This is a genomic window from Pseudomonas defluvii (genome assembly GCF_001695625.1).
In the GTDB taxonomy this organism is placed as follows: domain Bacteria; phylum Pseudomonadota; class Gammaproteobacteria; order Pseudomonadales; family Pseudomonadaceae; genus Aquipseudomonas; species Aquipseudomonas defluvii.
In genome coordinates, this window is record NZ_MBPN01000011.1 from 39,415 (window position 1) to 65,585 (window position 26,171).

At 60.3% G+C, this 26,171-nt stretch carries 21 protein-coding genes and 2 pseudogenes; 9 read left to right on the forward strand and 14 right to left on the reverse strand.

Annotation, left to right across the window (positions count from 1 at the left end):
- Positions 1 to 33: 33 nt before the first annotated feature.
- From EKA13_RS05205 to EKA13_RS05235, 7 genes are all read right to left on the reverse strand, one after another.
- Positions 34 to 1,056, reverse strand: coding sequence for an ABC transporter permease (locus tag EKA13_RS05205; RefSeq protein WP_065758336.1), 1,023 nt, complete (start codon positions 1,054 to 1,056; stop codon positions 34 to 36).
- On the reverse strand, positions 1,056 to 2,114 hold the full coding sequence (locus EKA13_RS05210) for a microcin C ABC transporter permease YejB (protein ID WP_065758337.1): 1,059 nt from the start codon (positions 2,112 to 2,114) through the stop codon (positions 1,056 to 1,058). Before EKA13_RS05210 ends, EKA13_RS05205 begins: the two co-directional genes overlap by 1 nt.
- The gene (locus tag EKA13_RS05215) at positions 2,111 to 3,967 is read right to left on the reverse strand and encodes an extracellular solute-binding protein (RefSeq protein WP_065758338.1); all 1,857 of its coding nucleotides are present in this window, start codon (positions 3,965 to 3,967) and stop codon (positions 2,111 to 2,113) included. The genes EKA13_RS05210 and EKA13_RS05215 overlap by 4 nt, the downstream gene beginning before the upstream one ends.
- Positions 3,968 to 4,112: 145 nt before the next feature.
- A complete protein-coding gene (locus EKA13_RS05220) occupies positions 4,113 to 4,394 on the reverse strand; it encodes a peptidylprolyl isomerase (RefSeq protein WP_065758339.1) in 282 nt (93 codons plus the stop codon).
- Between the two features lie 33 nt (positions 4,395 to 4,427).
- Positions 4,428 to 5,534, reverse strand: a complete 1,107-nt coding sequence (locus EKA13_RS05225; RefSeq protein ID WP_065758340.1) for a 3-deoxy-7-phosphoheptulonate synthase — start codon at positions 5,532 to 5,534, stop codon at positions 4,428 to 4,430.
- A 549-nt stretch (positions 5,535 to 6,083) separates the two neighbouring features.
- Positions 6,084 to 6,749 carry a response regulator transcription factor gene (locus tag EKA13_RS05230; protein WP_065758341.1) on the reverse strand — a complete coding sequence of 222 codons (666 nt, stop codon included), beginning with the start codon at positions 6,747 to 6,749 and terminating at the stop codon, positions 6,084 to 6,086.
- A gap of 44 nt (positions 6,750 to 6,793) precedes the next feature.
- Positions 6,794 to 7,339 carry a PQQ-dependent catabolism-associated CXXCW motif protein gene (locus EKA13_RS05235; protein WP_065758342.1) on the reverse strand — a complete coding sequence of 182 codons (546 nt, stop codon included), beginning with the start codon at positions 7,337 to 7,339 and terminating at the stop codon, positions 6,794 to 6,796.
- Positions 7,340 to 7,505: 166 nt separating this feature from the next.
- Between EKA13_RS05235 and EKA13_RS05240 the strand changes: the two genes are divergently transcribed.
- Positions 7,506 to 8,147 (forward strand): response regulator, encoded by a 642-nt coding sequence (locus tag EKA13_RS05240; RefSeq protein WP_065758343.1) that lies wholly within the window; start codon positions 7,506 to 7,508, stop codon positions 8,145 to 8,147.
- On the opposite strand, the gene EKA13_RS05245 is transcribed toward EKA13_RS05240, so the two are convergent.
- Both EKA13_RS05245 and exaA read right to left on the reverse strand, forming a co-directional pair.
- On the reverse strand, positions 8,144 to 8,797 hold the full coding sequence (locus EKA13_RS05245; protein WP_065758344.1) for a pentapeptide repeat-containing protein: 654 nt from the start codon (positions 8,795 to 8,797) through the stop codon (positions 8,144 to 8,146). The two genes, EKA13_RS05240 and EKA13_RS05245, sit on opposite strands and share 4 nt — an antisense overlap.
- A 115-nt stretch (positions 8,798 to 8,912) precedes the next feature.
- Complete coding sequence (gene exaA, locus EKA13_RS05250; protein WP_065758345.1) at positions 8,913 to 10,784, reverse strand: quinoprotein ethanol dehydrogenase; 1,872 nt, start codon at positions 10,782 to 10,784, stop codon at positions 8,913 to 8,915.
- Between the two features lie 266 nt (positions 10,785 to 11,050).
- Here exaA and pedF point away from each other — a divergent pair, with 266 nt between their 5' ends.
- Genes pedF through EKA13_RS05265 form a run of 3 tightly spaced genes read left to right on the forward strand, consistent with a single transcriptional unit; the run spans position 11,051 to position 13,183 of the window.
- On the forward strand, positions 11,051 to 11,488 hold the full coding sequence (pedF, locus tag EKA13_RS05255; protein WP_065758346.1) for a cytochrome c-550 PedF: 438 nt from the start codon (positions 11,051 to 11,053) through the stop codon (positions 11,486 to 11,488).
- 3 nt (positions 11,489 to 11,491) lie between these two features.
- Positions 11,492 to 12,247, forward strand: a complete 756-nt coding sequence (locus EKA13_RS05260) for a quinoprotein dehydrogenase-associated SoxYZ-like carrier (protein ID WP_065758347.1) — start codon at positions 11,492 to 11,494, stop codon at positions 12,245 to 12,247.
- 9 nt (positions 12,248 to 12,256) lie between these two features.
- On the forward strand, positions 12,257 to 13,183 hold the full coding sequence (locus tag EKA13_RS05265; protein ID WP_065758348.1) for a quinoprotein relay system zinc metallohydrolase 1: 927 nt from the start codon (positions 12,257 to 12,259) through the stop codon (positions 13,181 to 13,183).
- A gap of 76 nt (positions 13,184 to 13,259) precedes the next feature.
- Here EKA13_RS05265 and EKA13_RS05270 read toward each other — a convergent pair whose 3' ends face one another.
- Positions 13,260 to 14,411 (reverse strand): acyl-CoA dehydrogenase family protein, encoded by a 1,152-nt coding sequence (locus EKA13_RS05270; protein ID WP_065758349.1) that lies wholly within the window; start codon positions 14,409 to 14,411, stop codon positions 13,260 to 13,262.
- A 16-nt stretch (positions 14,412 to 14,427) separates the two neighbouring features.
- Positions 14,428 to 15,507 carry an enoyl-CoA hydratase/isomerase family protein gene (locus EKA13_RS05275; protein ID WP_065758350.1) on the reverse strand — a complete coding sequence of 360 codons (1,080 nt, stop codon included), beginning with the start codon at positions 15,505 to 15,507 and terminating at the stop codon, positions 14,428 to 14,430.
- A gap of 338 nt (positions 15,508 to 15,845) precedes the next feature.
- On the opposite strand from EKA13_RS05275, the gene EKA13_RS05280 reads away from it, so the two are divergent.
- From EKA13_RS05280 to nahK, 3 genes and pseudogenes are all read left to right on the forward strand, one after another.
- Complete coding sequence (locus EKA13_RS05280; RefSeq protein ID WP_065758351.1) at positions 15,846 to 17,027, forward strand: porin; 1,182 nt, start codon at positions 15,846 to 15,848, stop codon at positions 17,025 to 17,027.
- Between the two features lie 154 nt (positions 17,028 to 17,181).
- Positions 17,182 to 18,327, forward strand: a pseudogene (gene nosP / locus EKA13_RS05285) (nitric oxide-sensing protein NosP); the annotation flags it as partial.
- Positions 18,275 to 20,911 (forward strand): hybrid sensor histidine kinase/response regulator NahK/ErcS', encoded by a 2,637-nt coding sequence (gene nahK, locus EKA13_RS05290; protein WP_065758352.1) that lies wholly within the window; start codon positions 18,275 to 18,277, stop codon positions 20,909 to 20,911. The pseudogene nosP and the gene nahK, both read left to right, overlap by 53 nt.
- Here nahK and EKA13_RS05295 read toward each other — a convergent pair.
- The 3 genes from EKA13_RS05295 to EKA13_RS05305 all read right to left on the reverse strand — a co-directional run bounded on the left by EKA13_RS05295 (position 20,889) and on the right by EKA13_RS05305 (position 23,472).
- Entirely contained in the window at positions 20,889 to 21,896 is a 1,008-nt protein-coding gene (locus tag EKA13_RS05295) for an aldo/keto reductase (RefSeq protein ID WP_065758353.1), read from the reverse strand. The two genes, nahK and EKA13_RS05295, sit on opposite strands and share 23 nt — an antisense overlap.
- Before the next feature lie 331 nt (positions 21,897 to 22,227).
- Entirely contained in the window at positions 22,228 to 23,079 is an 852-nt protein-coding gene (locus tag EKA13_RS05300) for a hypothetical protein (protein WP_125862913.1), read from the reverse strand.
- A gap of 60 nt (positions 23,080 to 23,139) precedes the next feature.
- Positions 23,140 to 23,472 (reverse strand): hypothetical protein, encoded by a 333-nt coding sequence (locus EKA13_RS05305; protein ID WP_125862914.1) that lies wholly within the window; start codon positions 23,470 to 23,472, stop codon positions 23,140 to 23,142.
- Positions 23,473 to 23,706: 234 nt separating this feature from the next.
- Between EKA13_RS05305 and EKA13_RS05310 the strand changes: the two are divergent.
- Together EKA13_RS05310 and EKA13_RS05315 are read left to right on the forward strand one after the other, a co-directional pair.
- A pseudogene (locus EKA13_RS05310) lies at positions 23,707 to 23,923 on the forward strand (transposase); the annotation flags it as partial.
- Between the two features lie 572 nt (positions 23,924 to 24,495).
- Positions 24,496 to 26,115, forward strand: coding sequence for a mechanosensitive ion channel family protein (locus EKA13_RS05315; RefSeq protein ID WP_065758355.1), 1,620 nt, complete (start codon positions 24,496 to 24,498; stop codon positions 26,113 to 26,115).
- The last annotated feature ends 56 nt before the right edge of the window (positions 26,116 to 26,171 follow it).

Genomic DNA, 26,171 nt, shown 5'->3' on the forward strand with positions numbered 1-26,171 from the left:
CTCCTTGGGGCCGGGTCAGGAATTATGCACCGCTCAGGCCCGAGGATCGAAGGCTTCGCGCAACGCATCGCCAATGAATACTAACAGTGACAGGATCAGCGCCAGGGCGAAGAAGGCGGTGAAGCCCAGCCATGGTGCCTGCAGGTTCTGTTTGCCCTGGTTCACCAATTCGCCCAGCGAGGCGCTGCCGGCAGGCATGCCAAAGCCAAGGAAGTCCAGGGCGGTAAGGGTCGATATAGCGCCGGTGAGAATGAATGGCAGGTAGGTGAGGGTGGCACTCATGGCGTTGGGCAGGATATGCCGGAGGATCACCAGCCGATCAGGCAGGCCCATGGCCCGTGCGGCCAACACGTATTCCAGGTTGCGCCCACGGAGGAATTCGGCACGAACGACATCCACCAGGGCCAGCCAGGAGAACAGGGCCATGATCCCCAGCAACCACCAGAAGTTCGGTTCGACGAAACCAGAGAGAATGATCAGCAGGTACAGCACCGGCAAGCCCGACCAGACTTCCAGCAGGCGTTGACCGATCAGGTCGACCCAACCACCGTGATAGCCCTGCAGTGCGCCAGCGGCAACGCCAATCAGCGTACTGACGGCGGTCAGCGCCAGGGCAAAGAGGATCGATACTCGCGTGCCGTAGAGCACCCGCGCCAACACATCGCGGGCCTGGTCGTCGGTGCCTAGCCAGTTGTCTGTCGACGGCGGGCTGGGGGTAGGTTGCAGCAGGTCGTAGTTGGGGGTGTCGGCGCTGAAGGGGATCGGCGCAAAGAGCATCCAGCCACCCTGTTGCGCGATCAACTGGCGCACGTACTGGCTGCGGTAGTCGGGCTGAAAGGGCAACTGCCCGCCAAAATCCTGTTCGGTGTAGCGCTTGAGGGCCGGGAAATACAGGTCGCCTTTGTAGCCCAGCAGCAAGGGCTTGTCGTTGGCGATCAGTTCAGCCCCCAGGCACAGGGTAAAGAGGCCGATGAACAGCCAGAGTGACCACCAGCCACGACGGTTGCGCCGAAAACGCTGGAAGCGCCGAAGGGCAAGCGGTGAGGGTTTGAACATCATGCGTTCCTCGTCGCGAAATCGATGCGCGGGTCGACCAGGGTGTAGCACAGGTCGCCCAGCAGGCGGATCAGCAGGCCGAACAAGGTGAAGATGAACAGCGAGCCGAATACCACCGGGTAATCCCGAGATACGGCGGCTTCGTAGCTCATGCGGCCCAGGCCATCGAGGGAGAAAATCACCTCGATCAACAGCGAACCGGCGAAAAATACCGTGATCAGTGCCTGCGGAATGCCGGCCACCACCAGCAGCATGGCGTTACGGAACACATGGCCATACAGCACTCGCCGCTGGCTCAGGCCCTTGGCCCGGGCGGTGAGTACATAGTGGCGGGTGATTTCGTTGAGAAAGGCGTTCTTGGTCAGCAGGGTCAAGGTGGCAAAGCCGCCGATCACCAAGGCGCCGACCGGCAATACCAGGTGCCAGAAGTAGTCGGCCACTTTGCCCAGCAGGCTCAGCTCGGCAAAGTTCTCCGAGACCAGGCCGCGGACCGGGAACCAGTTCAGTGAGGTTCCGCCGGCGAACAACACGATCAACAGCAGGGCGAAGAGAAAGGCCGGCAAGGCATAGCCAATCACGATCAATGTGCTGCTCCAGGCGTCGAAGGCACTGCCATGATGCACCGCCTTGCGAATGCCCAGGGGGATGGAAACCAGGTAGGTAATCAAGGTCGCCCAGAAGCCCAAGGACAGCGTGACCGGCATTTTCTCGAGGATCAGGTCGGTGACGTTTGCGCCGCGAAAGAAGCTCTTGCCGAAGTCCAGCCGGGCGTAGTTGCTCAGCATCAGCCAGAGCCGTTCGGGCGCCGATTTGTCGAAGCCGTACTGGCGCTTGATGTCATCCAGTAGCTTGGGGTCCAGGCCACGGCTGGCCCGCGAGCCGCTGTGCAGGGTTTCGCTGCTGGAACCCGGGGCGCCAGCACCGATGCCCTGCAGGCGGGCGACAGCTTGTTCCACCGGGCCGCCAGGTGCCGCCTGGATGATGACGAAGTTCACCAGCAGGATGATCAGCAGGGTTGGCACGATCAGCAGTAGGCGTCGCAGGATGTAACCGGTCATGGGGTGCTCCCGGCCACGGTGCCCTTGCCAAGCCGTTCAGCCATCTGTGCGTTGGTCAGTGGTGTGGGGCTGATTTCCCACCAGGTGTCCAGCGCCTCGTCGTTGCTGGCCTGCACCTTCGGCTGGCCGAAACGGTTCCACCACACGGTAGAGGAGCCCGGTGGATAGTAGTTGGGAATCCAGTAGTGGTTCCATTGCAGCACCCGGTCCAGTGCATGTGCGTGGCGCAGCATGTCCGCCTGGGTTGCGGCTTTTACCAGGCCGTCGATCAAACGGTCCACGGCCGGGTCGCGCAGCACCATGTAGTTGTTTGAACCTGGGTCGTCGGCGGCTGCGGAACCGAAGTAGTTGTACAGCTCAAGGCCTGGGGAGGGCGATACGGGGTAGCCGGTGACGATCATGTCGTAGTCGCGTTCCATCACGCGGTTGATGTACTGCGAGGCGTCGATACGACGGATGTCCAGGGTAATGCCGATCTGTGCCAGGGTTCTCTTCCACGGCAGCAACAAGCGCTCAAAGCCGTTTTGGGCATTGAGGAAGGTGAAACTCAGGGGTTCGCCCTGGGCATTGACCAAGTGGTCGCCTTGAGCTCGCCAGCCCGCCGCGTTCAGCAACGCCAGGGCCTGGAGTTGCTGGGCGCGGATCAAGCCTGAACCATCGGTTTTCGGCGCCTCGAACACCTGGCTGAAGGCTTCATCGGGAATCTGCCCGCGCAACGGTTCGAGCAAGGCCAGCTCTTCTGCATCTGGCGGTTTCGTTGCCGCCAGTGCTGTATTGGCAAAGTAGCTGTTCTGGCGGATGTACAGGTTTCGCATCATCTGCCGGTTGCTCCACTCAAAGTCCCAGAGCAGGGCCAATGCCTGACGCACGCGCCGGTCCTGGAACACGGGCCGTTGCAGGTTGAAGACAAACCCTTGGGCGCTTTGTGGCGCTTCTCGGGCCAGGTGTGCGCGCTGCAGGCGACCGTCGTCCAGTGCCGGGCCGTTGTAGCCCAAGGTGTAGCCGGTGGCAGAAAACTCACGGTTGTAGTCGTAGCCGCCACCGCGCAGCACCTGCCGTGCAACATCGGTATCGCCAAAGTACTCGATGCGGATCTGGTCGAAGTTGTAGCGTCCGCGATTGACCGCCAGGTCTTTGCCCCACCAGTCGCGATTGCGCTCGAAGGTGACGCTGCGGCCATTGTCGATGTGTGCAATGCGGTAGGGGCCGCTGCCCAAGGGCGCTTCAAAGCCGCCACCGGCTGCGAACTCGCGGGTTTTCCACCAGTGTTCAGGCAGCACGGGCAGGGTTGCCAGGTCCAGCGGCAGGGTCCGGTTCTGATTGTTCTTGAAGAGGAAGCGCACCTGACCTGGCTGTTCCACTTCGACCGCGGCAACATCGGCAAACTGTGTGCGGTACTTCAGGTTGCCCTCACGCATCAGCAGCGCGAAGGTGTACTTCACGTCTTCAGCGCGAATCGGCGTTCCATCGGCAAAGCGCGCGCGCGGGTCAAGGTAGAAACGCAACCATAAGCCATCCGGGCCACGCTCCATGCGCTCTGCGACCAAACCATAGACGGTATAGGGCTCATCTTCGCTGCGCACCGCCAAGGGGGCGTACAACCAGCCGTCTACCTGGCTGACGCCGATGCCCTTGTCGATGTAGGGCAACACATGGTCGAACTGGCCGATTTCCAGCGCGGAGCGGCGCATCGTCCCGCCTTTCGGGGCATCGGGATTGGTGTAGGCGAAATGCTGGAAGCCGGTGGCGTAGCGGGGGGCTTCACCGTAGACGGTCAGCGCATGTGAAGGCGCTGCCAATGCGGCGATTGGCACGAAAAGCAGGGCGAGGACGTAGCAGAATGCTGACCGCATGGAAGGTAGGCCTGATCGTTTGGCGGTGTGTGTCTGTTCGTTCTGACAGTGTACGCAACGACGGCGGGGCAACGCACTGCGATCCTTCCAGGTCCAGTGCCAGGCGCACGACCCACAGGGGCCGTGCGCTGGATGCCGATGACGTTTAGTCCTGGCGGCTGGTGACTTCCAGCAGGTGGTAACCGAACTGGGTCTTCACCGGGCCTTGTACGGTATTGACCGGTGCGCTGAAGACCACGGTGTCGAACTCCTTGACCATCTGGCCAGGGCCGAAGCTGCCCAGGTCGCCGCCTTGGCGGCTGGACGGGCAGGTGGAGTGCTTCTTCGCGATTTCAGCGAAGTCGGCACCGGCTTCGATTTCGGCTTTCAGTTCGTTGCACTTGGCTTCGCTGGCAACCAGGATGTGACGGGCAGTGGCTTTGGCCATGATACAGGGCTCCTTGGCGTTAAAATGGCGAGCCTACAGGATTGCGCCGGGTTTTTCCCGCGCATTCTCGCGCAGTGCGTCGGCGGCATTGGTGAGCAACGTCTCGGTGCTGTTCCAGCCCAGGCAGCCGTCGGTGATCGATACCCCATAGCGCAGTGGTTGCTTGCCCAGTGCCTGGCAGCCGTCGAACAAATGGCTCTCCAGCATGACCGCAACCAGCGCACGGTCACCCTGCAGGCGCTGCTCCAGCACCTCGTTGAACACCTGTGGTTGGCGGGCCGGGTCCTTGCCGCTGTTGGCGTGGCTGCAGTCGACCATGATACGCGGCACCAGGCCGACGCTTTCCAGCCCTTTGCGCGCCTGCTCAATGCTCTGGCGATCGTAGTTGGGGCCCTTGTGACCACCGCGCAATACCAGGTGGGTATCCGGATTGCCCAGTGTCTCGATGATCGCCGGGTGCCCTTGGGCATCGATGCCGAAATGACGATGGCCATGAGCGGCGCTGCGAATGGCATCGCAGGCAATCCCGATACTGCCGTCGGTGCCATTCTTGAAGCCCACTGGCAGGGCCAGGCCACTGACCATCTCGCGGTGTACCTGTGACTCGGTCGTGCGGGCACCGATGGCGGCCCAGCTCAGCAGGTCGTCGAAGTAGCCTGCGGCCATGGGTTGCAACAACTCGGTGGCAATCGGCAAGCCCAGCGCAAGCATGTCCAGCATCAGGCGCCGTGACAGGTTCAAGCCGCCGTGCATGTCATCGCTGCCATCCAGCTGCGGATCATAGACCAGGCCTTTCCAGCCGACCGTAGTGCGTGGCTTTTCGATGTAGGCGCGCATCACCAGCAGCATCTGGTCATCGACGCGTTCGGCCAGATGGGCCAGGCGCTCGGCGTATTCCAGTGCAGATTGCGGGTCGTGGATGGAGCAGGGGCCGACGACGACCAACAGGCGTGGATCGCGGCCTTCGAGGATGGCTTTGACGGCTTGGCGGTGCTGCTCGACCTGTGCGCTGAGCGCATTGGATAGCGGCAGGTGCTGCTTGAGCATGTGGCTGCTGGGCAGGCGCTGGCTAACAGCGGTATTGGCGGCAACCTGAGGTTGCGGGTGAGTCAGGGGCAGAGCGAGGCTGGACGATTGCATATTCGGGAATCCTTGGCGAAGAGCGGGTTCTGGCCCGCGCAGCCGGCCCTATCGAGGTGTTCGACAGTGGGCCGGATTAAGATCATCTGTGTCGTTGCCACCTGTGTTTGACCGATCGGCGGCGGCTGGCAGGCCCGAACGGAACTGGCTAAATCGCCACGCGATGCAACCTGGGTAACGGTAATAAGTGCTGTAGTTCATGTGCTGTTCCTCAATGTGTGTGGTGTACGACGCCCAAAAACAAAACCCCCGGTCGGGGAGCCGACCGGGGGTTGAGTATTCTCTGTGCCTGGCGTCCCCTTGGAAGTGGGCGCCGGTGTAGGTATCAGCGGCGCCGTTGGCTAAACCAATACCCAAAATAAAAGCTGGCTGGAGCGCAGCTACCGCACTCGGCAATAGCCAGCAGCGGCTGCGCGAGGCGACCGGTGTGACGTGCTTGAGTGAGGGTGGTAAGTGACATGTCTGGCTCCAGTTGATGTTCCCGAGCTTACTGTAGGGCGGCCCGCGGATTCAATAGTCTTTTTGCATGAGTGCGATAAACCTGCCCGCTCAGCGTCGCAGGTAGGCGGTAAAGTCGATGTCGCCGGCACTGAGAATCGCCTGCACCCGGTTATGCACGTTGAGCTTGCGCAGAATGGCCGAGACATGGGCCTTGACCGTGGTTTCGGCGATATCGAGGTTGTAGGCGATCTGCTTGTTCGACTCACCCTTGGTCATTCGTTCAAGCACCAGCAGTTGCTTGCGGGTCAGTGCCTGGAGCAGCTCAGGGGCAAACCCCTGAGGCTCGTTCTGGCTACGCCGGCTGGTGTTTTTCTGGGTGCGGATGATGTCAGGCGGCAGGTAGACATTGCCGTTCAGGATCTGCTCGATGGCTTCGGTCATTTGCGACCGTGGTGAGGATTTGGTGATGAAGCCCACCGCGCCATAGGTGATGGCCTGCAGGACCACTTGTTTATCCTGTTCAGCCGAGACAATGACCACCGGCACCGTAGGGGCCTCGTTACGCAGGTTGATCAGCCCGCCGAGGCCGTGCATGCCCGGCATGTTCAGATCGAGCAGGATCAAGTCGAGGTCATCGGCGCTCTGAGTGAGCTCCAGGGCGCTATCCAGGTCGGCGGTTTCCAGCACTTCACTGCCAGGGAAGCCGTCACTGATCACATTGTGGATGGCCTCGCGAAACAGCGGGTGGTCGTCGGCGATCAGAATCTTGTACATGGCTTTGCACCTTATTGTTGTGGTCATGCTCGCAGGCAGGAAACTCAGGGGAAGACTTCGGGTGTTGCAGCGCTCAGTGGCAGCCCGGCGGCCTCCCACGCGTCGATGCCGTCACGGTACCAGTACAACCGGGTGTAGCCCAGCCTGGCAGCACGTTTGACCGCGTTCCAGCTTAACCAGCAGTCAGAGCGGCAATAGAACACCAGTGGGCGTTGCCGGTCACCAGCGCTCAGGCGTTGCAGGTGTTTCTGGAAGTAGGCCGCCCAGTCCGCGCTCAACTCGCCATCTCCGGTATTGGCCAGCCAATGGCTACCGGGCAGGTTGGCATGCGCTTCGCTATCGATGAACTGGCCGTGTAACCAGGTGCGGCGGTAGACATCAATCAGGACAGGGCCCGGTGTTTCCCGAAGCAGACTTTGCAACTGCTTGGTGTCGAGGGTTTGCGCCGGTTCAGCGTGGGCAGGGGTGGGGCTTCGATACAGGGCAATGCGGTAGCCATCGCTGGAAAACAGCGGCGTTTCGGCAAGCACCGGCAGTGCCACGACGGCAGATAGCGTCAGGCAGACGAGGGCGGACATGGCACGCAACATGGTCGGCAGTCTCATTTTTGTTATGCCTTCATTACAGGCCAGTCGTGACGCTTTGTGAATGCGACCATCGACAGCTAAAGCAGTACCAAAGTATTAGATTGTGCGCGTTGTGGCAGCTCTAGCATGAAGGCCTGCGACGACCAACCCACTCACTGCCGGAGGCTGTATGGAGATCTTGCTGGTCGACGACCACCCGATGGTCCGCCTTGGCCTGGCACACACCTTGCGCGAGGCGTTGCCTGAGCTGCCGATTGCCGAGGCGGCCAGTGGTGAGGAGGCCCTGCAGCGGGTGCAGGAGCAACTGCCAGGGTTATTGATCATGGATTTCGACCTGCCCGGTATCAGCGGCCTGGAAACCACCCGGCGCCTGCGTCAGCGCGTACCGCAGTTGCGAATCCTGTTTTTCAGCGAACACACCGAATTGAGCCTGGTGCGACAAGCGCTTGATGCCGGCGCCTGCGGCTTCCTGTCCAAAGCCGTGCAACCTCAGGTACTGGTGGAGGCGGTTCGTCGGGTGCTGTCCGGGCACGCCTACATCGAACAGTCCTTGGCGACCCAACTCGCCTGCCAGTCTCACCATATGCAGGCAGGCGACGCACGTCTTCGCGGCCTCACGCAGCGTGAGACGGAGATCTTCCTGATGCTGGCTAAAGGTACGCCGAGCCGGCTCATTGCCGAGCAGTTGTGTATCAGCGCCAAGACCGTTTCCAACTACCTGACCTTGCTCAAGAGCAAACTGCAGGTCAGCTCGCAGGCCGAGCTGGTGCACTTGGCAATCGACGCCGGCCTGCTGCGGATTGCCGCTTAGTCCCACGAAACCGGGCAGCCCTGACAGGCCTCCATGTTGCTGTCCTGAAAATTCGCATAGTGCTGGCGGCTACCGCGCAGGTCGGCCTGTTCCAGGTTGCTCTCACCCAGCTTGGCTTCTTGCAGGTTGGCATCGACCAGGCTGGCGCCCCTGAAGTCGGCTTTGCTCAGCCAGGTCATTTCCAGGTCCGCAGCTTGCAGGTTGGCCTTGTGCAGCTTGGCACCGGAGAGTCGACCAAACTCCAGGTAGGCTGCGCTGAGGTTGGCATCGTTGAAATTGGCACCCTGAGCAAAAACCCCCCAGGCTTGCGCCGCTATCAGGTTGGCGCCGCTCAGGTCAGCCAGGCGCAGGTTGCTTTGTTGCAGGCTGGCGCGGGTCAGGTTGGCGCCTTGCAGGTTGGCTTTTTCCAGGTTGGCCAGGTCGAGGCGGGCGTGCCGCAGGTTGGCCCCGCGCAGATCCGCGCCCGCCAGGTTCATCTTGCGCAGGTCCTGATTGCTCAGGTCGGCATTGCGCAGGTCGGCATTGGGGCATTGGCTTTCGGGCTGGATGACGCAGCCGTTGATCGTCAACGGCGTGTCGTCGCCGGTGTCGCTGCTGGCGGCGAAGACGGGGCTCATGGCCACGACGAGCAGCAGTGGAAGGTACTTCATGGGAGTCTCCTGGGGCAGTGAGAGGGCTATCGCTGGCAAGCCGGCAGCTACAACGCGTTGCGCTAGCTGCCGACATTGCTGGCGATGGGCGCCAGAGGCGCCCCTGAGGTTCACATCAGCGCTGAGCGGTCTTGGTGTCCCAGGCCGGGATCTTGAACACCCAGAACGAACCACCCTGTGCCACCGGCTTGGTCAGCTCGGCCATGTCGCCACCCCACAGTGGTACCGCGCCGCCATAGCCGACGGTTACGCCAATGTACTGCTCGCCGTCTTGCTCCCAGGTAATGGGCGGCGAAACGATGCCGCTACCGGTCTGGAATTTCCACAGCTCTTCACCGGTCTTGGCGTTGAAGGCCTTGAAGAAACCGTCACCGGTACCGGTAAACACCAGGTTGCCCTTGGTGGCCAGCACACCGGCCCAGAGCGGCAGGCGCTCTTTGTGTTCCCAGACCATCTTGCCGGTGGTCGGGTCCATGGCTCGCAGCGAGCCGACGTGGTCTTCGTACATGCGCTTGATACGGAAGCCCATGCCAAGGTACGCCGAGCCTTTCTTGTAGTTGACCTCTTCGGTCCAGTATTCCTCTTTCCACTGGTTGGACGGCACGTAGAACAAACCGGTGTCCTGGCTGTAGGCCATTGGGTTCCAGTTCTTGCCACCCAGGAACGGCGGCGAGACTTCGACCGGCTTGCCCTTCGTCTGGCCTGGCTCAGGCTTGGCTGGACGCTGCCCCGGGTTTTCGACCGGGCGACCGGTCTTGAGGTCGATATGGCTGGCCCAGGTGATGTTGTCGGCGAACGGGAAGGCGTTCTTCAGCTTGCCGTTGGTGCGGTCAACCACGTAGAAGAAACCGTTACGGTCGGCGTGGGCGGTGGCCTTGTACTGCTTGCCATCCTTGTCCTTATAGTCAAACAGCACCAGTTCGTTGTTGCCGGAGAAGTCCCAGGCGTCGTTCGGAGTGTGCTGGTAGAACCATTTCACTTCGCCGGTGGTGGCGTCGACGCCTACCTGGCCGGAGGTGTAGAGGCTGTCGTAGTCGTGCGGGTTGCCGTCTTTTGCGGTACGTGCCCAGGTGTTCCACGGGCCAGGGTTGCCGGCACCGACGATGACGGTGTTGGTTTCGGGATCGAAACTGGCGCTCTGCCATGGGGCGCCGCCGCCATGGCTCCAGGCTTCGACCTTGCCGGTTTCGGTGGTGGGGTCGTTCGGCCAGGACGGCGCCTTGACGTCACCGGTCGGGGTGCTGTCCTTGCCGTTCAGGCGGCCCATATGGCCTTCAACGAACGGACGCATCCAGACTTCTTCACCGGTGTCCGGGTCGCGGGCGAACAGTTGGCCGACCACGCCGAATTCATCGCCAGAGCTGCCGTGAATCATCAGGACCTTGCCGCTTTTCTGGTCTTTGACGAAGGTCGGCGCACCGGTCATGGTGTAACCGGCGCTGTGGTCGCCGAACTTCTTGTTCCAGACGACCTTGCCGGTGTCCTTGTTCAGTGCGATGACCCGGGCGTCGAGGGTGCCGAAGTAGATCTTGTCGCCGTAGATGGCGGCGCCTCGGTTGACCACGTCGCAGCACGGACGGATGTTGTCGGGCAGGCGGTGGTTGTAGGTCCACAGACGCTTGCCGGTCTTGGCGTCGAGGGCGAATACCCGCGAGTATGAGCCGGTCACATAGATCACACCGTCGTTGACGATGGCCTGGGATTCCTGGCCCCGCTGCTTCTCATCGCCAAACGAATAGGACCAGGCGGGGGTCAGCTTGAACACGTTCTTGTCGTTGACCTGAGCCAGCGGGCTCCAGCGCTGAGCGTTGGTGCCCATGCCGTACTGCAATACGTTTTCGGTGGTCGTGTGGTCGTTGGCGATGTCTTCCCAGCTCACGGGCTTGGCATGGGCGGCCGGGGCCAGGGCAAGGCTGCCGACCAGCAGGACGGTCTGCACGGCGATGGACAGTGGCGAAAGCGCGGCGGGTAACGATCTTATTGTCATGGTGAGTGTTCCCAATGGAGGTTTTGGCCTGCATAGACTGGAACGCTGCTGCGCTGCGTGATACGGAAAAACTCCCGCCTGCCCCGGGAAAACTTCCCACCCCGGATATGATTTGGCACTGCCCCACAAGCCCTACTACCAAGGGAGTAAGGCGCGACCACCAAAGCAGCATGGGGGCACCTCTGCGGCCTTCCTAAGATGCCCGGCAGAACCTTTCAGTCGAGAGGTTTTCGCGTGCATCGTGCAGAGAAGTCGAGGGCAGAACAATGAAAACAGCAAAGAAAGCCTGGTTGAGCCTGATTGTGACGGGCAGCCTGTTGAGTGCGGGCGCAGTCTTCGCCCATGGCAACGTCGTTCCCCAGGCGGTCAAGACCGACGGTCTGGAGCAACTGGGCAGCGAATGGCGCACGGAAAACCCTTATCGCAACACCGAACAACAGGAAAAGGCGGTCTCGATCGGCGCGTCTGCCTATAACCAGAACTGCGCCGCCTGCCACGGTCTGGAGGCCAAATCCGGCGGTATTGCACCGGACCTGCGCATGCTCGATGCCGGCGTGAACGGTGATGAATGGTTTGTTGAGCGCGTGCGCAACGGCGCGGTGCGCGACGGTCGTGTGTACATGCCGAAAATGGCAGATTACCTGAGCCAGGAAGCGCTTTGGGCGGTACGCAGCTACCTGGACAGCGTGCACGTCGAGGAGTGAGCCATGAGCCGCGGGCCGTTGCTGCTGGCGCTGCTGATGCTCGGTATGCCTGTGCAGGCCATTGAGCCAGGGCCGGACCCGGTACCGTCGGTGATGTGGGAGTTCTACCGTAAACAGTGGATCAAGGACGACCCCTATCTTTTTGATGCGCGGGTGCGTGTGATTGCCCCGCCATTTGCCGAGGACGCCCGCCAGGTACCGCTGCAAATCGATGCGCGTGACGTGCCGGGTAAGGTTACGCGCATTATTGCCTGGGCAGAGCTCAACCCCTTGCCGACAATCGTCGACTTTCAACCGGGGCCTCATGTGTTGCCTTGGCTGGCGATCCGTATCCGTATTGAGCAGGCCACGGCCTTGCGCGCAGCCGTGCAGACCGAAGACGGCGTCTGGCATGTCGGCTCGACCCTGATCGATGCGGCGGGTGGCGGCTGTACGGCGCCCAGCGTGGTGCGCAGCCAACCTGACTGGGAGCAGCGCCTGGGCCAGGTACTGGGTGGCCGCTACCCGCGAGAGGGGTTCAGTCGCCTGCGCGTGCACGTTGCGCACCCCATGGACAATGGCCTGGTGGCGGGCACGCCGGAGTTTTTCATCGAGCAGGCTGAACTGTTCGACGTCGCCGGCCACTCGTTGGCGACCCTGGTGTTGTACCCGGCGGTGAGTGAGAACCCCAGCCTTTCTTTCGATCTGCGCGATACCGGCCCGGTACGGCTACGCTTGCGCGACAACAACGGCAATCAATTCGATGCTGCCCTGGAGTGAGACCCACCCATGCGCTTGATAGTGCTATTGCTGGCTGCGTTCAGCCTGCCGAGCCTTGCCGATCTGGACTACCGGCTGATGCCGCGCCAGATCGCCACCGACACCTGGATGCTGGAGGGCAGCACCGAAAACTTCTCTCGCAGCAATGGTGCAAACATCGTCAACAGCGCGTTTATTGTCACAGAAGCCGGCGTCGTGGTGATCGACACGGGGCCGTCGCTACGTTACGGCCAGGCCTTGCGCCAAGCTATTGCCCGTGTGACCGACAAGCCGGTTGTGCAGGTGCTGTTGACCCACCATCACCCCGACCATGCGCTGGGTAACCAGGCGTTTGCCGATGTGCCTGTCGGGGCCCTGGCCGGGACGGGTGTGCGGCTCAAGGAGCAGGGCGACGCCCTGGCCGAAAACATGTACCGGCTGGTGGGCGACTGGATGCGCGGCACTCAGGTGCGCTTGCCAGACCAGGTGCTTGAGCCCGGCCTGCAGGTGTTTGGCAGCCACCCTTTGCGTCTGTTGGCGTTCAGCGGCCACAGCGGTGCGGACCTTGCGGTATTCGATGAAAAGACCGGGGTGCTGTTCGCCGGTGATCTGTTGTTCTATCAACGCGCCCTGACCACACCGCACAGCCCGGGGCTGGACGTCTGGCTGCAGGACTTGCAGCAGTTGAAAGGCTTGCCCTGGACGCTGCTGGTACCTGGCCACGGTCCGCTGGCCAATGACTCGGCGCCCTTTGAACAGATGGCGGATTACCTGGGATGGCTCGATGGGCTGCTGCACGACAGCGCCCTGCAAGGGCTTGAGATGAACGAGGTATTGGCAACGCCGATCCCTGAGCGCTTTGCCGGGATCAGCCTGACCCAGTATGAATTGACCCGAACCGTCAGCCATCTGTATCCGCAGTATGAACGTGACGTGTTGCGCCGGGTGGATCGCTGAGGTTTGGCCGTGAGTACGCGGCGATTGTAGCGCTGGCAAGCCAGCCTCTCACAGCAGAGGCTGGCTCTTGTAGCGGTCAGAGCGGGTAGTGCTTCAATTCCCGCGCAATCAGCATCCGCTGGATTTCGCTGGAGCCTTCATAGATCTGGGTGATCCGCGCATCGCGGTAGTAACGCTCAACCGGGTAGTCTTCCAGGTAGCCATAGCCGCCATGCACCTGAATCGCCTTGGAACATACCCGCTCGGCCATTTCCGAGGCGAACAGCTTGGCCTGGGAGGCTTCCGACAGGCACGGCAAGCCAGCGCTGCGCAGGCGCGCGGCGTGCAGGATAAGCAAGCGTGCAGCGTTGATCTGCAACTGCATGTCGGCCAGCAGGTTGGCGATGCTCTGGTGTTCGTTGATCGGCTTGCCGAACTGGATACGGTCGCGGGAGTAGGTCAGGGCCGCTTCAAACGCAGCGCGGGCGATGCCCAATGCCTGGGCAGCAATGCCGATACGCCCGCCTTCAAGGTTGGACAGCGCGATGGCCAGGCCTTTGCCGCGCTCGCCCAGCAGGTTGGCTGCAGGAATACGGCAGTTGTTCAATGTCACGGCGCAGGTGTCGGAGGCACGGATACCCATCTTGTGCTCGCTGCGATCGACGACAAAGCCTTCGTTGTCGGTAGGCACCAGGAAGGCTGAGAGGCCTTTCTTGCCCAACTCTGGATCGGTCACGGCAAAGACAATCGCCAGGCCAGCGCGGCGGGCATTGCTGACGAACTGCTTGGCACCGTTGATGACCCAGTGATCGCCTTGCAGCTCGGCGCGGGTGCGCAGGTTGTGGGCTTCCGAGCCGGCTTGTGGTTCGGTGAGGCAGAAGCAGCCGATGACCTTGCCCGTGGCCAGTGGCTCAAGCCAGGTCTGTTGTTGCTCGGCGCTGCCATAGGCCAGCAGCGGGCCGCAGCCGACCGAGTTGTGAATACTCATCAACGCGCCTGTGGCGCCGTCACCCACGGAAATCTCTTCAACCGCCAGGGCGTAGGCGACGTAGTCGGTGTAGCTGCCGCCCCATTGTTCCGGCACGACCATGCCGAGCAGGCCGAGTTCGCCCATCTTCGCGACCACACCATCGTCGATCCAGCCGGCTTTTTCCCAGGCTTGGGCGTGGGGGGCAATTTCGCCTCGGGCGAAGTCGCGCGCCATGTCGCGGATCATGATCTGTTCTTCAGTCAGTTCCAGGTCTTGCATGTGCGTACTCCAGCCCTCAGAGGCCTTCGAAGAATTGGTCGACGCGCTTGGATTCCAGTGCCGCCAGGGTCGGCGGGTTCCAGCGCGGTTGTTTGTCCTTGTCGATGATCAGCGCACGTACGCCTTCGATCAGGTCGCCGTGCTCGAACCATTGCCGGTCCAGATGCAGTTCCATTTTGAAGCAGTCTTCAAGGCTTAGCGTGCGACCCCGACGAAGCATCTGCAAGGTGACCGCCATGGCCAGCGGTGAGCGACTCTCGAGGATCTCTACGGTTTTCAAGGCCCACTCGCGGCTATCGGCGACGCTCACGCTGCGCAGTTGCTCGATGATGCTCGGCAGGTCGGGCTGGGCGAAGAAGTGGTCGATGGCAGGGCGCAGGCCTGCCAGTGGCGGATTGTCCAGCGCCTGGGTGCCGAGCTTGGCCAGTACGCCTTGCAGGTCCTTGAGTGGGTTGGCACTCCAGTTCAGCTTGTCCAGGCGCTCGTCCAGCACGGCCAGCTGGTTGCTCTCGACGTACCAGTCGGCCAGCCCGCAATAGAGTGCATCGGCGGCCTGCACCTGCACGCCGCTGACACCCAGGTAAATGCCCAGCTCGCCGGGGATGCGCGAGAGGAAGTAGCTGCCGCCGACATCCGGGAAGTAGCCGATGGCGGTTTCCGGCATGGCCAGGCGGCTGCGTTCGGTCACGATACGCAACTCGGCGCCTTGCGCCAGGCCCATGCCGCCGCCCAGTGTGAAACCGTCCATCAAGGCGAGGATCGGTTTGCGGTAATGATGGATCGCCAGGTCAAGGGCATATTCCTCGACGAAGAAGTCCTTGTGCAGGCTGTCACCGGCTTTGTAGCTGTCATAGAGCGAGCGGATGTCACCACCGGCGCAGAAGCCCTTCGGGCCTTCGCCACGCAGGACGACAGCGCGTACCTGAGGATCGCTGCTCCAGGCCTTGAGGTGCTGGTGCAGGCTGCGCACCATTTCCAGTGTGATGGCATTGAGGCCGGCGGGGCGGTTGAGCGTCAGGTAACCGATATGGTTGCGGACCTCCGCCAGTACTTGGGTCGTGTCGACAGAGACCGGAGGGTGGGCTTGCGCGGTCATCGCTATCTCCCTGCTTTGTTATTGATTTTCCACATGAATTGTCACGCTGTGGATGAGCCTTCAAGGATTGCCGGATCGTAGCAGTGCAAATTTGCCGAATACAATCCGCAAAACTGCAGTCCTAATTTGCATTTTTGCATGGCGAACCACGCCTTATGCCTACAGTACTGGCACTTTAGCGTTGTGGCACCGCCGTACGCGGTACTAGTGCCCTTGGCCCACCGCCTGTCACGCCGGGCCAAAGCAGCAGCACTTTGCCTCCAATGCAGTGTAGGGCAGCCAGCGCAGGCTTCTGATAATCGCCTCCGACACCTGTCCCCCTGCTTGCGGAGAGCGCCATGCACAACAATAACAACGCCAATGCCCGTTTCCTGCCCTTGCTCGCCAGCGTCGCAGCACTGGGCCTTTGCCCCTTGGCCGAGGCCGAAATCATGCTGTACGACAAGGACCAGACCACCTTCGCTACCGACGGCTACATCAACGCCTTCTACGTCAACAGCGATGTCGACCGTGCGGGTGAGCAGTACGATCGGCGCCAGTCACGGGTGAAGATGGGCTTTCTGCCCAACTACCTGGGTTTCAACATGACCCGTCAGGTCGATGACCTGAAGCTGGGCGGGCGTGCTTCGTTCTGGGTGACCATCAACGACAGTGAGACCAACGGCACTGACACAGCCATCGACGTCCGACAGTTCTACGGCACCGTGGCCAACCCCGAGTGGGGCGAAGTGTTGATCGGCAAGGACTTCGGTCTGTTTGCCCGCTCCAACATCCTGCTCGACGAGTTGCTTGCCGGTTATGGCCAGGTCAGCGACACCCTGGGGCTGGTGGACGGTGGCGGGGTATCGTTCGGCAACATCGGCAGTGGCTATCCATACCCGTTCCCGACCTCACAGATTACCTACCGCACGCCGCTGATGGACGGGCTGCGCGTGGCGGTGGGGATCATGGACCCGGTTGATACCAACGATGACAGCGATGTGGGCAAGGCCTATCAGGAAGCCCCGCGTACCGAGAGCGAGATTACCTATCAGTTCGACCTCGGTGGCGCGCAGATCTACAGTTGGCTCAACGGCTCCTACCAGACTTCGGAGAACACCGACAGTACGGTCGATACGGTGACCTCCAAAGGGCTCGGCTACGGTGTGCAGGCCAAAATGGGCAGCTTTTCGCTGACCGGCTCCGGCTTTACCGCCAAAGGGATCAACCCGTTTTTTACCAACAATGCCGGGGAAGCGACGCTGCGCGAGGTGGACAGCAAGGGCTACCTGATGCAGGGCTCGTACCGGTTCGGCAAGAACCGCGTGGCATTGTCCTATGGCAAGACCAACGACGATGGCAACGGTGCGGTCAATACCGGGGCGGATTACGAGACCCGAGGTGTCGCCTTGTTTCATGACATCAACGACAACCTCAAGCTGGTGGCCGAGTACAACCAGTTCGAGATCACCGGGCATGAGGGCGATGCCCAGAACGAAGACACCGATACCTTCGCGGTGGGCGCCGTGCTGACCTGGTGAGCTCCCATGCCTCCGGTTTCTGACAGGGCCTGCGCCTGACACCCGCGGCACTACAACCAACGACACGCCAACCCAGTACCCAAGTAGCATTCGGCCTGTGCTGCACCGCTCGTACACTGCCGCCATGAGCTATCGCCCCACCCAGGAGGCCGTTATGCAGCAGTTTCAGGCCGAAGGTGTCATCAGCGCCATGTCACGGGCCGCAGCCGCCGACGAGGTGGCGCAGGACCTGGCTCGGCAACTGCTGCACCCGCATTTGGGGTTTGTGCTGTTTTTCTGCTCGGCCGAGTACGACCTGCCAGCCTTGGCCCAGGCGTTGAGGCAAAGCTTTGGCGGGATCCGCCTGGCCGGTTGTACCAGCGCCGGGGAGATCACCCCTGACGGCTACGGTCGCGGGTGTGTCACGGCGCTGGGTTTCGACCATCGGCAGTTTTCCATTGCCGCCGAACTGGTCGATCACATGCAGCACTTCAGCCTGATCGATGCTCAACACATGGTTGAGCGTCTGGTCGGTGGTTGCCGGGGTAACACCCTGGCACCAATCAAGGGCCACAGCTTCGCCCTGACCTTGCTTGATGGCTTGTCCAGTCGTGAAGAAATGTTCCTCGCTGCCCTCAGTGCGGCGCTGGGGGATATCCCGCATTTCGGTGGTTCGGCCGGCGACGACAACTACTTGCACCACACCCATGTCTATTTTGACGGCGCCTTCCACACGGGCGCGGCGGTGGTGCTGCTGGTCAATACCTGGCTGGATTTCGAAGTGTTCACCACCCACCACATCCAGCCACGTACAGAGAAGCTGGTCGTCACCCGGGCTGACCGCAACCTGCGCCGTGTGTATGAGCTCAACGCCGAACCTGCGGCATTGGAATATGCACAACTGATCGGCGTGCCGGTCGAGGCAATCAATCACCGGACCTTTGCTGCGCACCCGCTGGCCGTTCGGCTCAATGAGCGCTTCTACGTACGGGCCATTCAACAGGTTCACGATGACTTGAGCCTGAGTTTCTACTGCGCGGTGGAGAACGGCATCGTGCTCACCGCCATGCACCCCGGGCCGCTGATACCCAACCTGGAGCAGTTGTTCGAAGGGCTGCAGCAGCGCCTGGGGCCGCTGCTGTTGACCATCGGTTGCGACTGCTTCCTGCGTCGCCTGGAGCTTGACGGCAGCGATGACTTTGTCGCCGTCAGTACATTCCTGCGCGAACGCCGAGTGCTTGGCTTCAACTCCTATGGAGAACAGTTCAATGGCATGCACATCAACCAGACCTTCACCGGTGTTGCCATTGGACGGCCCCGAGATTTGCGCAGCGGAGCAGATTGCCCAGCTCCAGCGGGCCAATCAAAAACTGGCCAGGATCAATGCGGCGCTGATTGAACGCCTGGAGTCGGGGGCTGCGCGTCCTGACGATTCCTACGCGGCATTCCAGCACTCGGTCGTCCTGGCCGAGCAGGTGCGCGAGCGTACCGATGCGTTGAACCAGGCAATGGCTGAACTCAAGGCAAGCAATCATTTGCTCAGCGACGCCCGATTGCGCGCCGAGACGGCCCATCAGCATCTGGTCGATGCGATTGAGAGCATCTCGGACGCGTTCGTGTTGTTCGATCAGGACCTGCGTATCGTGTTGTTCAATAGCCGGTTCAAGGCCTTTTGGGCCGGTAGCCGGATCCGCATCATCAGTGGCATGCGCCTGGCTGAGGTCAAGCGCCTGATGCACAGCACCGGCCTGTTCGCCGAGGCGTTGCGCGGCTCGGCTGAAGAACACGCGGTGTACCGTCTGCATAACGGGCGCTGGCTGCAGGTCAGCGAGCGCCCGACCCGTGACGGTGGGCGGGTGATGCTGTTCACCGATATCACCGAGGTCAAACTCAGTGAAACCCAGCGCCGTGAGCAGGCGCTCGCACAGAAAACGCGGCTGTTGCAACGGGCCGTCGACAACCTCTCCCAAGGGGTGGCGATGGTCAGTGCCGACGGTGTTCTCGAATTGTGGAATCGACGCTTTCTCGAACTCAGCGGGCTGGCACCGATTGCCGCCCATCGCGACTTCGCCGAAGTGATCGGCGACAGCGAATTGGCCTTGCTGACCCCCTCCAGTCGCGATGCCAATGGCCGCGCCATCCGTGAGCTGGAGCAGCGCCTGTACGATGGGCGCATGTTGGAGATACGTACTCATCCATTGCCCGCAGGTGGGTTCGTCAACACCTTCACCGACATTACCGAGCGTTACCAGCATGCTGAAGCACTGAGCGAAAGCGAGCGCTGGATTCGCCTGATTACCGACCACGTACCGGCGCTCATTGCCTACCTCAATGCCGATCTGGTCTACGAGTTCACCAACAAGGTGTACGAGCAGTGGTATTGCTGGCCACGCGGCCTGATGCTTGGCCAGAGCCTGCGCGAGGCGCACAGCCCCGAGCACTGCCAGCGCCTGGAAAGCTACGTTGAACGCGCGCTGGCGGGGGAGAGCGTGACCTTTGAGATGGCTGAAACCAACGTCAACGGCCAGGAACGCTACATGCTGCGCTCTTATGTCCCTAATCAGTTGGCCAGTGGTGAAGTGGTCGGGATCTTCGTGCTGATTCGCGACATCACTGAGCGTCGGCGTACTGCAGAGGCCTTGCACCAGGCCTATCAACACCTCGAAGTGCGGGTGCGCGAACGCACCGCTGAGCTCACAAGCCTCAATCAGCAGCTGTTGCGCGAGATCGAGGAACGACGCACGGCCGAGGCGCGGCTGCGGGAGGCCAAGCAGGATGCCGATCGGGCCAACCTGTCCAAGACCAAGTTCCTCGCTGCCGTCAGCCATGACCTGCTGCAGCCGCTCAATGCGGCGCGATTGTTTACCAGCGCGTTGCAGGAGCAGCCCAGCAGCAGCCCGGCGCTGGTGCGCAATGTCAGCAACTCGCTGGATGATGTGGAGAACCTGCTCGGTACCCTGGTTGATATTTCCAAGCTCGATGCCGGGGTGATCAAGGCCGATGTCGCGCCTTTCGCGCTGAGTGACCTGCTCGATAACCTTGCGGCGGAATATGCCCACATCGCCGACACTGAAGGTTTACGGTTGGATTACGTACCGTGCAGCCTGAAAGTGCGCAGTGACATCCAGCTGTTGGCGCGCATCCTGCGCAACCTGCTCAGCAACGCCATCCGCTATACCCCCCGAGGCCGCGTGTTGCTGGGCTGTCGTCGGCGCGGTAAGCGGTTGTTGATTGAGGTTTGGGATACCGGTATCGGTATTGCTGCCGACAAGCGCGGAGAGATCTTCCAGGAGTTCAAGCGCGGTGATGTTCAGCGCCCGGATCAGGATCGCGGGTTGGGGCTGGGGTTGGCCATCGTGGAAAAAATCGCCGGCATTCTAGGGCACCGGATCGCGGTACGCTCGACGCCGGGTAGAGGCTCTGTGTTCTCCATTGAAGTGCCGCGCAGCAAGCGCGGGCCTCGCACTCGCATCGCCACGCCACCGCTGGAGCCGTTTGTGGAGCGCCTGCAGGGCGCGCGCATCTGGGTGTTGGACAATGACGCGGCGATCTGCGCGGGGATGCGCACCTTGCTTGAACAATGGGGGTGCGAAGTGGTGACCGCGCTGAGCGAAGCAGACCTGGCTCGCCAAGTGGCTACCGACCATGCCGGTGCCGACCTGTTGATTGCCGATTACCACCTGGATAACGACCGCAATGGTGTTGACGCCGTGGCTGCGATCAACGCCCGGCGTGCGACACCCTTGCCCGCCTTGATGATCACCGCCAACTACAGCAACGAACTCAAGCAGCAAGTGCGGGCCTTGGGGCACAGCTTGCTGAACAAACCGGTGCGGCCGATGAAGCTCAAGGCTGCCATCAGCCACCTTCTGGGCCCGGTACTCAGCGCGGCAGACGTCCGCTGACGAAGTGGCTGACATCGTTGTAGCCATGGGTTGAGGCATGGCCCGGGGTCACCAGCGCGTCGATGAAGGCTTCGTCTTCGGCGTTGATCTCGACCGACAGTGCACCGCTGTAGGTGTCCCATTGGGCCTCGGTGCGCGGGCCAACGATGGCTGAACTGATCAGTCGATTGTTGAGCACCCAGGCAATGGCGAACTCGACCATGCCAACGCCTTTGGTTTCGGTGTAGGCGTGGATTTTCTGGGCGATTTCCAGCGACTCGGCTCGCCATTCCGTTTCCAGGATACGTTTGTCCTGGCGTCCGGCCCGGCTGTTGGCGTCGGGGGTGGCATTGGGCGCGTACTTGCCGCTGAGGACGCCACGGGCCAGTGGGCTGAAGGGGACGATGCCCAAGCCATGATGGGCGGCGGCGGTGAATTGCTCAGGTTCGGCCTGACGGTTGACGATGTTGTACAACGGCTGGCTGACCACGGGCTTTGCAACACCCATGCGCTCGGCCAGGTTGACGATCTCGGCAATGCGCCAGCCGCGAAAATTCGACACACCCCAATGGCGGATCTTGCCCTGGCGCAGCAGGTCGCCGATGGCGGATACGGTGACCTCCAGCGGGGTGCCATGGTCTTCGCGGTGCAGGTAGTAGATGTCCAGATAGTCTGTGCCCAGGCGTGTCAGGCTGGCTTCGATGGCATTGAAAATATGTTTGCGGCTCAGCCCGCTGCGGTTGGGAACGCCATCCACGGGGCCGAAGCCCACCTTGGAGGCCAGCACCCAATCCTGACGATGGCGGGCGATGGCTTCGCCGACAATTTCTTCGGAGCGCCCGCCGTTGTAGACGTCAGCGGTATCGATGAAGTTGATGCCCTGGTCCCAGGCCTTGTCGATGATACGCAGCGAGTCTTCGGCGCTGGTCTGTTCGCCGAACATCATGCTGCCCAGGGTCAGCGCGGACACTTGCAGGCCGCTTTGGCCCAATGGACGGTAGATCATGATTGAAACCCCCTGTGCGTTTTGGATCCCATCTGTTTTACACAGATCTGTGAGGGATTAAAAGCATTGCTTGCAGGCCCCTGAAAGACGCGTTGTGTGCGGCAGATGACGCAGTTAGGCGTGCTGATCATCGTCCTGTCGAATTGCAAATCCTTCTACGCCGGTTCGATCTCGGCCTCTATATTTGAAAGCCCCGCAGATTAACGTCTGCGGGGCTTTTCGTTGCGGGCTGGAAAACCGATAGTTCCAAAGCTATCTCATTGTGAGGGCTTGGCTTCGGTTAAGCATGGGGTTGTCAGGTTCCAAGCTATGCCCAAGACGCATAAAAGGTTTATGCATCGGTCTGTCTCTGCTGATTATAGAGCGTTGAAAGTTTAGACAAAAAGTCCAGCGAAGCGTCAGTTGCTCCGCGAAGCCCGGTTTTTGGATTTAGCAAGAAGGCGATGAAGTCGCTGCCCAAACCAAGATCACCTTGAATCGTGCTTTTTATTTCATCAGCCTTGCTGGTGATAGCATCCGGCAACTGATTTTTTGCAGCCGCAATTTTATCAGGGTCAGTCTCACTATAATCCCAGTCGTACGGGTATATATCACCCGCTTGCAACGTGCTTCCATAATGGTTTTGAACGCCTTTTCGTAGCGCTAGACCCTCTACCTCATCAATGTTTAGTCCATTTTCCTTGGCGGTAATGTAAGTGTCAGTCAAACGGTCCAGATCGGAGGTAGACAGATCAGCGTAAATATTGTCAGGTCCAAGCTTGGCTTTTCGATCTTGATCGTCCATTTTGATGCCAGCGATGTCAGCGTTATCATTTTTCAGTTGAGCCAAAACATCAGACTTATCTAGCGCGATTCCATTGTCTTTCGCCGCTGCAACCATGGCGGTAGCGGCTTTGTCGAATAGGTACTCATTGTATTTTTCGACATTTATATAGGCGCCGGCTGTGATGTTGCCATTGACCGAGCCTGAATAAGCCTGCAGGTGCTCACTTTTTACGTAATCGCTCGCAGAGGCATACAGCGTTGATAGCATCTTTGCCTGGCCTGAGAGGTGCGGTTCGCTCTCAATCGTAGCGGTCGTTGTCGTACTATCAACGATGTCTGCGCTGCCCGGGGCCACGCCCACCGTGTGAGTGATAATGCTGGTGGGCTGATGGGTAAGTGAGGTATTTATAGTTACCATGTTGCTCTCCTTGAGCATAAAACTGCCAAACGATTTAATCGGCCTTCCTTGAAGGTTAAGCTATTGCTGATAACTTACCGTGATGGTGGTGTAGTGGGCGGGGTAAACCGGATAACTGCCACCGGTCAAAATGCCTGTTATTTTGAATTTACCCTTTGCATCTAATTCTTTGAACAAGTCAGATGAAGCGACCCGGTTCGAGGACACGTCCAAGCACTTGGTGAGCGTCGTAGAATATCGCGCTGCATAGCAGATGCTGTAGGGTTGCACTATGCCGGCACCGTAAACGTTGGGCGGCAAACTTGTTTGCGTCCAGCTGGACGTCGTAGCGAACGCTGCGTGAGCCAAGATCAGTGCAGTAATGCCAACAGGCAGTGTGATGATTTTCTTCACGTGTTTAGCCTCTTGCTACAATCAATTTGCCTCCATAGCGCTTAACTATCTAAATGATTGCGTATGCTGTAGCGCAATCGTTCATTTACCGTTGGATCAGATCATGCCTAGCCTATATCGGCGGTTCGTTGCGTAACTTTAAGGAAGCTCCGATCAAGTCAGCACAAGCCATCAGGCCTGTGTTGAGATAGCCCTCGGTTCAACTACCGTCAACAAGCCCCGCCGCTAAGTCAGATACGCCTTTCCGAATTCGAGTACACCGGTAAGCGCAAGCAGACTCGCCGCGAGCGTTTTCTGGCCGAGATGGAACTGGGGCGGATTGCTAGCCTTGATCGAGCCGCATCATCCAAAGGCGAGTGGCGGTCGTAAGCCTTATCCATTGGAAACCATGCGGCACATCCACCTGCTGCAAAACGGGTTTTCGCTGAGCGCCACGGCCATGGTAGAAGCGGCAGGTTCTCGGCCTCTTGTGCCGTGTGCTCCACATGGGCTATGAATGTAGGGTATATTGATTTATATAAGTTGTAGTTACGAGGTCCTCTAGGTTATGCGTATTAATTTTTCTATGCTGGGTTTGTATTTGGCTATTATTGGCTCATCAATGTTTTATACGTTGTTCGTTGTCTGGGGCGTGACGGAAATAGTTCCGATTGAGGGGCACTACTATTGGGGTGTTGTTGGGGTTGTGTTTCTTATTATTGCTGCCTGCAGCTTACGTTTTTATGTTCCAAGGTTGCGTAATCTGTGGTAATTGATTGCCCTGTTTTTCGCATGCTGGTGCATAACGCAACGAATTTATCCTGAAGACTCTACGTCATTTGTCCTGCATGTTGGCGGCACCATCCCACCAGAAAACAAGGCTTTATGTGAACCGTCCTGTTCGGCCGTTACCTGCGTCTACCAGGAAAGGTCGACCTAAACTCCGCTCTCGGGAATAGCTCCCGCTGCCCCTCTGGCAACAGCGACTACACTGGCGAAAACACCATCTGCGATGGTCGTCTGTGTCGAGGGGGCTGAGAGCGTATGCGTAGCCGGGCGCTGGTAGGGATACTTTTGTGGTGCTGCTGGCTGATGCCAGCCCTGGGTTTTGCCGCCGACACGCCAACAGAGCCGCTGCCCAGCGCTGAGTTGAAGATCGCCAACCGCACGATTACGGTCTTTCGGGCATCGTTGCTTGGCGAAGTGCCAGAATTGCGGGTGAAGCACGCCACGGCAGTAATCAATGAGGCACTCGACAGCGCAGACTCGCTTGAGGTCAGCGTTGATCCGATGTTGAACAGCTATCTGGTGCTGATAGGGCCCAGGCGGGCTTTCATCATCTCTCCCAAGGACGTTGATGAACTGCAGTTCGAGTCGGTGATGCAAGCGGCACAGGGGGCCGCGGAGAATTTGCGTCTGGTCGTTGCTGAAACCCGGGAAGCGCGAAGTGTGCAGCAGATGCTCAGGGCTGCCCTGGCCTGTGCGGTGGCCTCTCTGCTGCTGTTTGGTCTGTTGTGGGTGATCTTTTTCATTCGTCGCAGGCTGCTTGCAGTACTGCCGGCATTGATGAAACGGCATGCGCTGTCGTTGAAGATTGGCCAGATGCCGCTGATCGACGCCAGTTACCTGTACCCCTTGATTAGCCGTGTCTTGTGGTTCGTGCGTTGGGTGCTGGTGGTGTTGCTCACGTACCAGTGGTTGGGCTTTGTGCTTTCACGCTTTCCGTATACGCGCCCTTGGGGTGAGAGCCTGAACAACTACTTGCTCAGCGTTGCCCTGTCATTGTTCGAGAGCATGATCGACGCTGTGCCTCGGCTGGGTGTTGTGCTGGCGATTTTCCTCATTGCTCGGGGCTTCAGTGGCTTTAGCAAAAGCGTGCTGCGGCGTATCGCCATGGCGGGTGTTTTCGGTTGGCTCAACGAAGAAACCCTGCAACCCACCACGCGCCTGACCTCGCTGGCCATCTGGCTGTTTGCTCTGGCAATGGCCTACCCGTACCTGCCGGGCGCTCATACGGAAGCCTTCAAGGGCCTGTCGGTACTGATCGGCCTGATGATCTCGCTGGGCGCCAGCAGTGTGGTCGGGCAGGCGGCGGCCGGGTTGATACTGACCTACACGCGTACATTGCGCCCAGGCGAGTTTGTGCGTATCGGTGAGCATGAAGGCACCGTGACGGAGCTTGGGATGTTTACGACTCGCATTCGTACCGGGCTTGGAGAAGTGCTGACCCTGCCCAATTCGATGATCACCAATGCGGTGACCAAGAATTACTCGCGCACCGTGCAAGGGGCTGGCTATGTCGTCGACACCACCGTCACTATTGGCTACGACACGCCTTGGCGGCAGGTGGAAGCGATGCTGTTGGAAGCTGCTCGGCGTACCACGGGGGTACTCGAACAGCCCGCACCGCAGGTGTTCCAGACGGCGCTGTCGGACTTTTACCCCGAGTACCGGTTAGTGGCGCAAGCCATTCCGAGCCAACCTCGTCCGCGTGCGGAGTTGTTGACCCTGCTGCATGCCAATATCCAGGATGTGTTCAATGAGTACGGCGTACAGATCATGTCGCCGCATTATCTGGGTGACCCGCCGGAGGCGAAGTGGGTGCCCAGAGACAAATGGTACAGCCCGCCCGCCAATCCGGACGGTGATCACCGGGCACCTTAGGCTCGTTGCTTAAGGGGGCGACTTGCGCAGTGGGTGCCAGGTAGATCAATCGACCG